The organism is Flagellimonas yonaguniensis (assembly GCF_029193885.1).
Taxonomy (GTDB): Bacteria; Bacteroidota; Bacteroidia; order Flavobacteriales; family Flavobacteriaceae; genus Flagellimonas; species Flagellimonas yonaguniensis.
The window spans coordinates 50,809-63,255 of record NZ_JARFVB010000019.1; the positions used below are offsets into that span (position 1 = coordinate 50,809).

A 12,447-nucleotide genomic window follows, 5' to 3' on the forward strand; every position below is an offset into this window, starting at 1 on the left:
ATTCGATTATAGGCCGAAAAGACCTGGTAGCCAGAGGGCCAATTCTGGAATATAGGTAATCAGAAAAAGGGCCAATATCATGGCCGCAAACAATGGCAACAGTGGCCTTATCACTTTTTCAATGGATGTTTTTGCCACACCCACTCCAACAAAGAGTACTGAACCCACTGGAGGTGTACACAGTCCAATGCAAAGGTTCAAGATCATGATGATGCCAAAATGCACCGGGTCTATCCCCAATTTTGTCACGATGGGCAAAAATATCGGGGTAAATATGAGAACAGCCGGTGTAATGTCCATAAAGACACCCACCATCAGCAATATCAAATTTATGATGAGCAATAGGACAATCTTGTTGTCGGTAATGGACAAAAGCCCCGAACTGATGTCCTGAGGGATATGCTCAAAAGAAAGTGCCCAGGACATGCTCATGGAGGCCGCTATCAAAAGCATGACAACAGCAGTAGTGGACGAGGCATTCAAAAAGATACTGGGGAGTTTTTTAATGGTTATCTGCTTGTAGACAAAACCCAACAACAAACTATATAGCACTGCAATGGCGGATGCTTCGGTAGCGGTAAATATACCCGCCACGATGCCCCCAATGACCAGAACCAATAGGAAAAGGCTTGGAACGGCATCGATAAAAGTTTTAAAAACTTGGTTAAAGGAACTCCTTTGTCCGGTACCATACCCTTTCTTTTTGGCCCAGAACATGGCGACCACCATCAAGAGCAACCCGGTAATCAACCCAGGGATGTACCCTGCCAAGAAAAGTGCGGCAATGGATGCCCCGCCACTTGCCAAGGAATACACAATCAAAATGTTACTTGGGGGAATTACCAACCCGGTCGTGGCCGAGGTAATATTGACGGATACGGAGAAGCCCTTGTCATACCCTTCTTTTTCCATTTCTGGCCCAAGAATACTGCCCATGGCCGAGGCCGAGGCCATGGCCGAGCCTGCAATGGCCCCCATGAACATCGCTGATATAACATTGATCAGAGCGAGTCCTCCAGGCAGTGCACCGACCAAGGTTTTGGCAAAAGCTATCAAACGGTGGGCAATCCCTCCATGGTTCATCAATTCCCCTGACAATATGAAAAATGGGATTGCCAATAGGGCAAAACTATCCAAACCAGTGGCCATTCGTTGGGATATGGTAGCAAAAGCGGGCAACATGGGAACACTGACCAGCAGGGTCAACATGGATGAGATGGCTATGCTCCAGGCTACAGGGGTGCCGATGGCCAAGAGCCCTATAAAACTGATGATCAAAACGAGTAAGGGTATATATTCCATAAGGCTCAATCCGTTAGTATTTCCACAACTTTATTATAGACCACAATCAGTCCGCTCAAGGGAATCACGATATACACATACGCCAAGGGCAACCCCAGTGCAGGCGAAAGCTGTTTGAGTTCATAGGTGGTATACACCAACCATCCGCCCCCCGTTACCATTGACGCCAGACAGAAAAGGATGATAAAACCGGATACCACTCTTTTCAACAGTCTTTGATTTTTGGCATTGGCCCGTTTGACCAGTACATCTATGGCCACATGACCATTTTTTGCCGATACGTAGGCAGCTCCCAACAACCCCAACCAGATCATAAGGAAGCGGGCAAGTTCATCGGTAAATGGACTTGGTTCGCCCATGACATATCTGCTGAACACCTGCCAAAGCACATTCAGCACCATGAGGCTCATCAGGACCACCAGCAAACGCGCCAAAATATTTTCCAATATGTTCTTGAACCCAATCAATTTGCCAATGTTTTTATTTGTTGTATCATGTTGTTCAATTCTTCATCATTTTCATATGCCCGGTACATTTCCTTTGTCATTTCTATAAATGGTTGTTTGTCCGGATACGAAATCTTCACACCTGCCTCCCGGACTTTTTTCAATGCCTCTGCCTCTGATTCGGCCCACAATTTCCGCTGGTGCCCCAAGGACTTTTTTACCGCTTCGTCAATCCAACCCCTTTCCTGTTCTGAAAGGACATCCCAAAACCGGGTGCCAACAATCAATACGTCCGGGGAGAAGGTATGTTCATCCAATGAATAATAGGGGCACACCTCGTAATGCTTGGAAAGATAAAAACTGGGGGGATTGTTCTCCGCTCCGTCCACCACGCCCTGTTGCAGGGATGTATAGAGTTCTCCCCATGAAATAGGTGTTGGAGACCCGCCAAGACTTTTGACCATATCCATTGCGGTGATACTTTCCATTACCCTGATTTTAAGACCCTTTAAGTCATCTGGAGCAGTTACGGGCGCATGTTTGGTATAAAAGCTTCGAAACCCGGCATCGTAATAGCCCAGACCCTTCAATCGAAATTGTTCGGCATTGTCCAACAATGATTGCCCAATAAGGCCATCCAGCACCTTAAAAGCATGTTCACGACTCTCAAAAAGATAGGGAAGGCCCAATATTCTGGTCTTCGGGGCAAAATTCTCCAACGTGGCAACCGATACTTTGGTCATATCCAGGCTGCCGAGCTGGATCAATTCCAGGATTTCACGTTCGGTGCCCAATTGTTGATTGGGATAAATCTCTATACGAAGCCTTCCGTTTGAAACAATGTCAAGATCTTCCCCCATTTTTACCATGGCCCTGTGCACGGAATGGTTGATATCCAGACCGTGCGCCAATCTTATGATCTTGATACTACCGACCTCTTCGCAACCTAGGGCGAAGAACAACGTGAACAACAAAAGAATGGCAACGAACTGTTTCATTATTCTTCTCCTCTGATTTTTTCTATCAATTTTAAGGTGTCCACCACTTTTTGCTGAAGTCCTTCAAAATTTTTTTCCTCCAGAATATCTTTGGAAATCAGTTTTGAACCCATTCCCACGCAGGTTACCCCTGCATCGAACCAAGCTCGTAAGTTTGCCTCATCCGTACTGACCCCTCCAGTGGGCATAACACTTGTCCATGGCTGGGGGCCTTTAATTGCCTTTACGAACCCTGGACCATAGGTGGATCCGGGGAAAAGCTTGATGAGTTCACATCCCAATTCTTCTGCCTTGTTGATTTCCGTCAAAGAACCACAGCCTGGCGACCAAAGTACTTTCCTGCGATTACAGACTATGGCGATATCTTCCCTTAAAGAAGGGGTTACCACAAAGTTCGCTCCCATTTGTAAATACATGGATGCTGCAGTGGCATCCGTAATGGAACCAACTCCCATGATCATCCCCTGGAGTTCCCCCAAGGCATATTTGTTCAGCTCCGAGAACACTTCAAAGGCAAAATCGCCACGTGCGGTGAACTCCATCAAACGGGCCCCACCATCATAGCATGCTTTGAGCACTTTCTTCCCAATTTCGATGTCGGAATGATAGAACAATGGAACCATACCCGTTTCCTGCATTACTCGTACTACTTCCAACCTTGAATATCTTGCCATTTTGCTTTTTTTATCGTGATACTCTTCCGGAGGCATCGCCTCCCATTAACTTTTCAACTTCTGCGACAGTAACCAAATTGGCATCCCCTTTTATGGTATGCTTCAAACAGGAGGCCGCTACGGCAAAGTCCAAGGCATTTTGGTCATCTTCGGGCCAGTTCAACAGCCCATAAATAAGACCTCCCATAAAGGAGTCGCCCCCACCGACACGATCCACAATGTGTGTAATCTGGTATTCCCGGGAAGTGTACATGGTCCTTCCATCGTAGAGTACACCCGCCCATGTATTGTGCGAGGCCGACAATGATCCCCTCAGTGTCGTAATGACCTTTTTAGCATTGGGGAACCTTTTGATCATCTGTTGGCACACTGATAGGAAAGCATCGGCCTTTACATGTTCTCCTTGGGTGGTAATGTCCAATCCCTCTGGTTTGATGCCGAAATGCTTTTCCGCGTCTTCCTCATTCCCCAAAACAATATCGCAATAAGAAGTAAGTTCGGACATAATCTCCTCCCGTTTGGCATCATTGCAATAATTCCAAAGTTTGGCCCGGTAATTAAGGTCCGTGGATATGGTAATTCCTTTCTTCTTTGCGATTTTCACTGCCTCTATACATGCATCGGCCGCTCCCTGTGAAATTGCAGGGGTAATTCCTGTCCAGTGGAACCACGCTACATCCATGAAGACACTGTCCCAATCCACCATCCCGGGACCTATCTCGGCCATGGCCGAGTGCGCCCGGTCGTACACAACCTTGCTGCCACGGCTAACCGCGCCGGTCTCCAAAAAATAGATGCCCAAGCGGTCTCCGCCATAAATGATATTGTCAGTGCCAACACCACGCTTTCGCATTTCCATCAGGGCACATTCCCCGATATCGTTCTTTGGTAGGCGAGTCACAAAATCGACGGGCACCCCATAATTAGCAAGGGATACCGCCACATTGGACTCCCCTCCCCCATAGACCACATCGAAACTGTTGGCCTGTGAGAACCTCAGAAAGCCCGGAGGGGAGAGTCTTAACATAATTTCTCCGAACGTTACCACTTTTTTCATTCCGTTATCTCTATTTTTAGTTATATCCTAGATTAAAATAGGCCTTGGCATTTCTGTAACAAATGTCCTGAACCAAACTTCCTATGTATTCAAGGTCATTCGGTATAAGGCCTTTTTTCATGTCATTTCCCAATATATTGCACAACAGTCTCCTGAAATATTCGTGCCTTGGAAAGGACAGAAAGCTCCGGGAATCGGTAAGCATCCCCACAAAACAACTGAGCAAACCCATATTCGATAATGTGTTCAGCTGTTTTTCCATACCGTCCAGTTGATCATTGTACCACCAACCCGAACCCATTTGCATCTTCCCCCGCACACTGCCATCATTGAAGTTGCCCACCATTGTGGCAAAAACCTCATTAAGGGCGGGGTTAAGATTATAAAGGATTGTTTTGCTAAGCTGTCCTGTACTTTCAAGTGTATTCAAAAACCTAGCAAGATTGATGGCCTGTGGGAAATCGCCTATCGAATCAAAGCCTGTATCAGGCCCTAGTTGGGCCAATTTTCTTTTATTGGTGTTTCGCAGTGCGCCCAAATGGAATTGCTGCACCCATCCCAGTTTATGGTATTCGCGGCAAAGGTGGACCAAGGTCTCAAACTTAAAGTATCGTATTTCCCCGACTTCAAGAGAATGACCGTTCATCAGCTTTCCAAAGATGGTATCAATATCATAGCTGTTCATCTCAAAATGATACAAATGTTCCAGGCCATGATCGGAAAGACGGCAACCTTGTTCATGGAAAAATGCCAGTCTCTTCTTAAGGGCAGTGATCAGATCCTGATAGGCGGTTATTCGGGTCCCGGACACCTCACTCAACTTTTCCAGATATGTTCTGTAGCCACTATGGTCCTCTACAGCATATACTTTATCCGGTCTGAAGGTTGGCAGCATTTTTGGCGAAGTATTCTTTTGCGCTGCACTATTGTGATGTTCCAAATAATCGATGGGATCGTCCGTAGTGCAGATGACCTCTACGTTAAACTGTTGCAACAGTCCCAATGTACTATGGCTTTTCTGTTGCAGTTGTTCTTCGGTATCCCAGAAAATACGTGCTGCATTATTGCCGGTAAGCAGGTCGTCGATTCCAAAATATCGTCGCAACTCCAAATGGGTCCAATGGTACAAGGGGTTTCTAAGAGTAAAGGGAACCGTCTCGGCCCATTTTTGGAACTTATCCCTATCCGAAGCATCCCCTGTAATATACGCCTCATCAATACCACAGGCCCGCATTGCCCTCCATTTATAGTGGTCATCGGTCAACCAAGCCTCAGTAAGGTTTTTGAATTGATAATCATTGGCAACATGTTCAGGAGACAAGTGGTTATGATAATCGATTATCGGCATTTCCTTTGCATAGCCATGATACAATTCCTTAGCTTGTGGGGTCTCCAACAAAAAGTTATCTTTTATAAATGTCATTGTAGCAAGGATTTTTCCATACCGTACATGAGTCCCCTTAATTCTGCAAGCCCCCGAAGGCGTCCTATTGCTGAATATCCCGGGTTCGTTTTTTTATGGATATCGTCCAACATTTGGTGTCCATGGTCGGGCCGCATCGGCATGCGTTGGTTCTTGGCATTTTTTTCGTTGCGCCCAAGCTGTTCCTTTAGCAATTCGTACATCACTCCATACATATCCACATCACCATCCAAATGGTCCGCTTCATAAAAATTTCCAAGCGAATCCCTTTTTGTACTTCTCAAGTGTATAAAATTGATTTTTTCCGATAAACGATTGGCCATACCCACCAAATCATTGTCTTCCCTTACTCCATAAGAACCCGTGCAAAAACACAGCCCATTGTGGGGGCTATCGTAGGCTGCAAGTAGTTTTTTTGCATCCTCTTCTGTACTCACCACTCTTGGGAGCCCCAAAATGGGGTACGGGGGATCATCAGGGTGGATAGCCAAAAAGACACCGGACTTTTCCGCGGTTGGGCCAATTTCCTTGATAAAATCGTACAGATTGCTTCTAAGTTCCTCTTCGCTAATGTTCCGATACATGTCCAAAGCCTCTTGAAACTGTTCCACCGTGTATCCTTCCTCTGCCCCCGGCAGACCAGCAATGATGTTTTGGACCAAACGCTTCTTGGCTTCGTCATCCATGCTTTCGAATGCTATTTTGGCCATCCCAATGGTTTCCTTGGAATAGTGGTCTAAGGCTTTTTCTCGATTCAGGATAAAGAGTTCAAAAGCCGCAAATTCAATGGCATCAAAACGAAGTGCATAGGAACCGTCTGGCATTTCATAGGAAAGATCGGTCCGGGTCCAGTCCAGGATGGGCATAAAATTGTAACATACCGTGTCAATTCCACATTGACCAAGGTTTTCAATACTCTGTTTGTAATTTGCGATGTACTCTCTATACCTTCCCGTTCGCTTTTTGATATCCTCGTGAACGGGTATGCTCTCCACCACCGACCAAGTAAGGCCAGAGGCCTCCACTTCTTTTTTTCTTTTGTTTATTTCCGATGTGGGCCAAACATCACCATTTGGAATGTGGTGCAATGCCGTTACAATGCCAGTTGCCCCTGCTTGCCTAATGTCAGCAAGGGAAACGGGATCTTTTGGTCCGTACCATCGCCATGTCTGTTCTAAACCCATTGATATTGAATTTTCATCATTCCCTATTTTCATTAAACGCCGCTAAAAGCGCTGAAGCCCCCATCGATAGGAACCACTATGCCGGTAACGAATTTTGAATGTTCGCTGGTCAACCATAAAGAGGTGCCCACCAAATCCTCGGGTTCTCCAAAGCGTCCCATGGGGGTTTGATCGATTATCGTGGCTCCCCTTGGGGTCAATCCTCCTTCTTTCTCGGTCAATAAACTTCTGTTTTGATCGGTCAGAAAAAAACCGGGGGCCAATGCATTCACCCTAATGCCCACTTTGGAAAAATGGACGGCAAGCCATTGGGTAAAATTGGAAACCGCGGCTTTCGCCCCGCTATAGGCCGGTATTTTCGTAAGTGGGGTAAAGGCATTCATAGAGGAAATGTTCAAAACACTGCATCCTGTGCGACCTACCATTTCCCTAGAAAAAATCTGTGTGGGCAAAAGGGTTCCAATGAAATTCAAATTGAACACAAATTGAATCCCCCCCATATCCAAATCAAAGAATGTCTTAAAATCCTTTTCTGTTTTTAGCAGGTCTTCTTTGAGCAAATAGGAGTCACTGGTTGTTCCCAAAGGATGGTTTCCCCCTGCTCCATTGATCAGAATATCGCAGGGGCCGAATTTTTCTGTCATCTCATGTTTGGCCTCTTCCAAGCTTTCTCGATCAAGCACGTCCACTTTAACAGCAATCACAGTACCCCCGGCATTATTGATTTCCTCTGAAACAGTTTGTGCCGATTCCATATTCAGGTCCATAACGCAGACCTTCGCTCCTTGATCGGCAAAAGCATGGGCCAGGGTACTGCACAAAATGCCACCACCACCTGTTATTGCGACAACTTTGCCATTCAATTCTTTATATTTGGGATCATCCATTGTTATTATTTTTTTCTTTGAACAAAGTATTGGATTAGGTGAAAAATTATTCCGTGTACTTTTTACATGGTTTCAAATATATAAATTTTTGCTATCCGTTCAGAGAAAAAATCAAAATTTTATACAAAAACATGAAGGCTCACGAAAAACTTCAGGATATCCAAGTAAAACCAAATTCATTTGAATGTTCGGTCACAGCTGACATAACGCTTTTTGGATATGTTGATGGCAAACTAAAAATACTTCTCATTAAAAGGTCGTTGGGACATTTTAAAAACCAATGGCATGTACCTGGAGGGGTAATGGAAGAACATGAAACCATTGAGGACTGTGCAGCAAAGGTCCTTTTTTCCCTGACAGGGTTCAGGGACATACACTTTGAACAGGTAAAAACCTATACAGCCTTGGACAGGCACCCTTTGAAGAGGGTCATCACGGTATGTTTCTATGCTTTGGTCAAACCCGAGAATCATCCCTTGACACTTAGGGACAATATCACGAGCATTGATTGGTTCGATGTGGACGATATCCCCAAAAATCTTGGTTATGATCATGAAAAGCTGATTAGGGAAGCCTACTCGTTTGTGCAGAACAATTTAAGGCATAGACTTATCGTTGGTGAACTTCTCCCTAGGGAGTTTACTTTACACGAACTGCAAAACCTATACGAGGACATCTTGAATGTTGAACTGGATAGGAGAAATTTCAGAAAACGTATATTCCAAATGGATGTTTTGGAGAACACCGGGAAAAAAAAGCAAGGGGTCAAGGGAGGTCCCTATCTATACAGATTAAAATAATAGAGGTCCATGGCTCTTAGGGATTTTCCTATTGGTTTGTCTATGAATGGAAAAATAATATCCACCTGGATTTGTATGGCATATTCAATCCCTAAATGCCATGTTTTGCCTAAACAAGAGAAACAACATCGCATTATAATTATTCCCCAGTCCTTTTTTTAGCCGATTGAAGGCCTTGGTAATTTGGGCTTCAACTGTCTTGATCGAAATATTAAGGTATTCGGATATTTCAAGGTTTGTCAAGCCTTCCTTTCTACTTAAAAGAAATACTTCACGACATTTGGGAGGGAGTTTTTGTATTTCCTCCATGATCTTGCCCATAATCTTTTCCCAAGAAGCTTCATCCTGCATGGTCACTGTTTTTTCCAGGGCCTTGAAATATTTCTGCTCCAATACTATAGTGGACCTTTTCTTTTTGTACTGGTTGATGAATTCGTTGTAGACGGACTTGAACAAATAATTCTGAAGGGAGGACTCAATCCGAAGTTTCCTGCGCTTTTCCCAGGTCTTCAAAAAAACATTCTGGAGCACATCTTCAGCCATCTCATGATTGTTCGTCAAGGTAAGAGCATAACCGAACAATCTTTGGCTATAATGGTCCACCAAATGTGCAAATGAATCTTCATGCCCTTCTTTGAGGCGAGAAATCAGGGTTATTTCATCCATGTCCATATTATGACAAATAAAAAAAATAGGTGTGAATACTGCAAATATGAAAAAAAAATCGCAAAAAAGTTAGGGTATTGAAAATATGTATTGTCATTACATAAAAGGCTATACATAAAATCAACTTGGAAGTAGAAAATATAATACATAAATATTTACTGAATGAAGCTTCTTCAGAAGACCTTGATTTTTTGTCCAATTGGATTCTTAAAGAAGGTAATGAGACTCTTTTTGAGAACCTAGTAAAAAATCATCTTGAAGTCACAATGGCCATGAACAAACCAAATACGGACAAGATCAAAAAGGAATTGTTTAAGCGTATACAACGGGACAAAAATAGGCGCGTAGTCAATACGGTACTTAAATATGCCGCTGTGCTCACACTCTTTTTATCCTTGGGATACCTATATCATCAACAAGGTCAAATTGATCATCTTGAAAAAAATACACTTGTTCCCAAGGTGGAATCGGTTACGATTACTTTGGATGATGGCACTATCGAAGAATTGGTTCCCACCGAAAATAAAAAAATTAGAAATGCGAATGGGACCCTCATAGGTTCCCAAGATCATTCCAAACTAACGTATTCCAAGGCCACGAAAGCAGAAGAACTGGTCCATAACACATTATATGTGCCACATGGAAAAAGGTTCGACGTGGTATTGTCAGACGGCACGCATATATTCTTGAATTCGGGAACTACTTTGCGTTATCCCATCGCTTTTGTTGAAAAAGAGCATCGTACGGTTTTCTTGAATGGGGAAGCCTATTTCGATGTCGCCAAGAATGCGGAACATCCTTTTGTGGTCAATGTCAATGGATTGATTGTCAAAGTATTGGGCACCAAGTTCAATGTGTCCAATTATGTTGAGGATGCGGGCATTAATACGGTGTTGGTTGAAGGATCTGTGGAATTGTACAAAAATGATACACAACATGGAAATGATGGAAGCCCATTGCTGCTCAAACCTGGATTTATGGCACGGTGGGACAGGGCCAGTAATGAAATCGGGGTGGAAAATGTGGATACCAGATTATACACTGCATGGATAGATGGAAAGCTGGTTTTTAGAAATACATCGTTTCGCAAGATTAGACATACCCTGGAACGAAAGTATAGCGTGACCATTAAGAACAGGAACAGTGAGCTTGATGAACAACTCTTTGATGCCACATTTGATATAGAGACGATTGATGAAGTATTGGAGTCTTTCAGCAAGAGCTTCGCCATTGATTATTACATCAAAGACAATGAGGTAATCATAGAATGAACATTCCTTTAAGAATTAGCTATATAATCCAATAAACCAGAAAAATATGATGAAACCAATGAATTGATGAACCGAATCATGTATAAAAAAGAATCGGAAAATGCGGACACATTCCCCGATTCGGTGCAATGATTTAAATGAATTTAAACCAAATAACACAACTAAAGTATGAAAAAACTCAGTAATTCAAGAGGTGCTGAGCGTTACCTCTTTAAACTAACCCTGAAAATGAAACTAACTGTATTCTTAACAATGGTTTCCCTTTTTCAAATCCAGGCTCATACCTACTCACAGACGAAAAAAGTGTCACTCGATATGTCCAATGCTACAGTGGCTGCCGTAATCTATGAAATTGAATCACTTTCCGACTTTAAATTCTTGTTGAACAGAAGTGATGTTGATGTAGACAGAACGGTGTCCATAAAAGTCAAGAAAAAGCCCATTGCTTTTGTTTTGAACAAAATGTTTGAAGGGACCGATGTTGAATACGAAGTATTGAACAAACAGATTATCCTGAGAAGCAAAACGGACAATCAGGACTCCCTGAACGAGGTCACTCAAAACAATTTGCCCGATAACACGATACAATTCCAGGTAACGGGGAGTGTAAAGGACCAAGCGGGAGTGGCACTTTTGGGGGCGAATGTTATCGAAAAGGGAACCACAAACGGAACACAGACCGATTTTGACGGAAATTTTGCGCTTACCCTTTCGAGTCAAAATGCAATTTTACAGGTGTCATATATTGGGTTCACTACTAAGGAAGTTGCATTCGATGGCATGACAACATACAATGTCATATTGCAGGAGAGTGCCTCGGGATTAGACGAGGTTGTAATTGTAGGTTATGGCACTCAACGGAAAAGTGATGTGACCGGGGCGGTATCATCTATATCTGGTTCTGAACTCACAGAAACAGCTTCCTCAAATCTTATTACCCAGGCTCAGGGTAAATTAGCGGGAGTAGATATAGTTAGTAACAATGGTTCTCCTGGTGCACCTTCTACTATTAGAATAAGAGGTAATAGATCTATTAATGCTGGCAACGAACCTCTTTTCGTTATTGATGGTGTTCCTACTACCCAAGGAATTGATGATTTCAATCCAGGGGATGTTGAGTCCCTTGAGGTACTAAAAGATGCAAGTGCTGTTGCCATTTATGGCTCTAGAGGGGCTAATGGAGTTATTTTAATTACCACAAAACGAGGAAAAAAAGGAAAACCCAATATTAGGTTCAATACTTATTATGGTCCTAAAATAGCTGTCGAAAATGTGAACACAATGAATGCCCAACAATATATGGAGTATAATAGAGTGGCAAGAGGACTTTCTATGGACGATAGTAGTGGAGATGTTCTAGCATTAGGACAAGGACTTGTGGATAATTTTCAAAATGGGGTCGATACTGATTGGCTAGATTTAGCTTTGAAGACGGGTTCACAACAAGAGCATCAATTGTCGGTAAGCGGAGGTTCGGAAAATTTGAATTATTATGCTTCAGGTAGCTATTATAATGAAGAAGGAATACTAAAGAATTCCGATTTCGATAGATTGGCATTAAGGGTAAATTTAGATGCACATTTAAATGAAAAAACACAAATAGGAATAAGCCTGGAAACGCCGGACATAGTATACCACCCTCGCCGGGTTAAAGTGACCATAGCTGGCCGGACGAAAGTGACCCACCCCCGCCGGGCCAAAGTGACCCACCTTTAGATTAGATCTATCTGTAAAAAGTC

The 12,447-nt window shown here is 43.4% G+C and carries 12 protein-coding genes; 3 read left to right on the forward strand and 9 right to left on the reverse strand.

The annotated features are described in order from the left end of the window. Nucleotides 1–6: 6 nt before the first annotated feature. Genes PY092_RS18310 through PY092_RS18345 form a run of 8 tightly spaced genes read right to left on the reverse strand, consistent with a single transcriptional unit; the run spans nucleotide 7 to nucleotide 7,971 of the window. Nucleotides 7–1,302 carry a TRAP transporter large permease gene (locus tag PY092_RS18310; protein WP_275617212.1) on the reverse strand — a complete coding sequence of 432 codons (1,296 nt, stop codon included), beginning with the start codon at nucleotides 1,300–1,302 and terminating at the stop codon, nucleotides 7–9. 5 nt (nucleotides 1,303–1,307) lie between these two features. Then, nucleotides 1,308–1,769: a TRAP transporter small permease gene (locus tag PY092_RS18315; protein ID WP_289623269.1), complete on the reverse strand. Its 462-nt coding sequence runs from the start codon at nucleotides 1,767–1,769 to the stop codon at nucleotides 1,308–1,310. After that, the gene (locus PY092_RS18320) at nucleotides 1,766–2,746 is read right to left on the reverse strand and encodes a TRAP transporter substrate-binding protein (protein WP_275617213.1); all 981 of its coding nucleotides are present in this window, start codon (nucleotides 2,744–2,746) and stop codon (nucleotides 1,766–1,768) included. The genes PY092_RS18315 and PY092_RS18320 overlap by 4 nt, the downstream gene beginning before the upstream one ends. Beyond that, on the reverse strand, nucleotides 2,746–3,420 hold the full coding sequence (locus PY092_RS18325; RefSeq protein WP_275617214.1) for a bifunctional 4-hydroxy-2-oxoglutarate aldolase/2-dehydro-3-deoxy-phosphogluconate aldolase: 675 nt from the start codon (nucleotides 3,418–3,420) through the stop codon (nucleotides 2,746–2,748). The genes PY092_RS18320 and PY092_RS18325 overlap by 1 nt, the downstream gene beginning before the upstream one ends. A gap of 10 nt (nucleotides 3,421–3,430) precedes the next feature. Beyond that, nucleotides 3,431–4,477 carry a sugar kinase gene (locus tag PY092_RS18330; protein WP_275617215.1) on the reverse strand — a complete coding sequence of 349 codons (1,047 nt, stop codon included), beginning with the start codon at nucleotides 4,475–4,477 and terminating at the stop codon, nucleotides 3,431–3,433. A 16-nt stretch (nucleotides 4,478–4,493) separates the two neighbouring features. Continuing rightward, on the reverse strand, nucleotides 4,494–5,900 hold the full coding sequence (uxaC, locus tag PY092_RS18335; RefSeq protein ID WP_275617216.1) for a glucuronate isomerase: 1,407 nt from the start codon (nucleotides 5,898–5,900) through the stop codon (nucleotides 4,494–4,496). Next, nucleotides 5,897–7,084, reverse strand: a complete 1,188-nt coding sequence (gene uxuA, locus PY092_RS18340) for a mannonate dehydratase (RefSeq protein WP_275617217.1) — start codon at nucleotides 7,082–7,084, stop codon at nucleotides 5,897–5,899. The genes uxaC and uxuA overlap by 4 nt, the downstream gene beginning before the upstream one ends. Nucleotides 7,085–7,116: 32 nt before the next feature. Then, complete coding sequence (locus PY092_RS18345; protein WP_275617218.1) at nucleotides 7,117–7,971, reverse strand: SDR family oxidoreductase; 855 nt, start codon at nucleotides 7,969–7,971, stop codon at nucleotides 7,117–7,119. A gap of 131 nt (nucleotides 7,972–8,102) precedes the next feature. Here PY092_RS18345 and PY092_RS18350 point away from each other — a divergent pair, with 131 nt between their 5' ends. Next, complete coding sequence (locus tag PY092_RS18350; protein ID WP_275617219.1) at nucleotides 8,103–8,771, forward strand: NUDIX hydrolase; 669 nt, start codon at nucleotides 8,103–8,105, stop codon at nucleotides 8,769–8,771. An 84-nt stretch (nucleotides 8,772–8,855) separates the two neighbouring features. Here PY092_RS18350 and PY092_RS18355 read toward each other — a convergent pair whose 3' ends face one another. Further along, nucleotides 8,856–9,437: an RNA polymerase sigma factor gene (locus tag PY092_RS18355; RefSeq protein WP_275617220.1), complete on the reverse strand. Its 582-nt coding sequence runs from the start codon at nucleotides 9,435–9,437 to the stop codon at nucleotides 8,856–8,858. Nucleotides 9,438–9,562: 125 nt separating this feature from the next. Between PY092_RS18355 and PY092_RS18360 the strand changes: the two genes are divergently transcribed. Together PY092_RS18360 and PY092_RS18365 are read left to right on the forward strand one after the other, a co-directional pair. Next, nucleotides 9,563–10,708: a FecR family protein gene (locus tag PY092_RS18360; RefSeq protein WP_275617221.1), complete on the forward strand. Its 1,146-nt coding sequence runs from the start codon at nucleotides 9,563–9,565 to the stop codon at nucleotides 10,706–10,708. A 168-nt stretch (nucleotides 10,709–10,876) separates the two neighbouring features. Beyond that, complete coding sequence (locus PY092_RS18365) at nucleotides 10,877–12,424, forward strand: SusC/RagA family TonB-linked outer membrane protein (RefSeq protein ID WP_275617222.1); 1,548 nt, start codon at nucleotides 10,877–10,879, stop codon at nucleotides 12,422–12,424. Nucleotides 12,425–12,447: the final 23 nt, after the last annotated feature.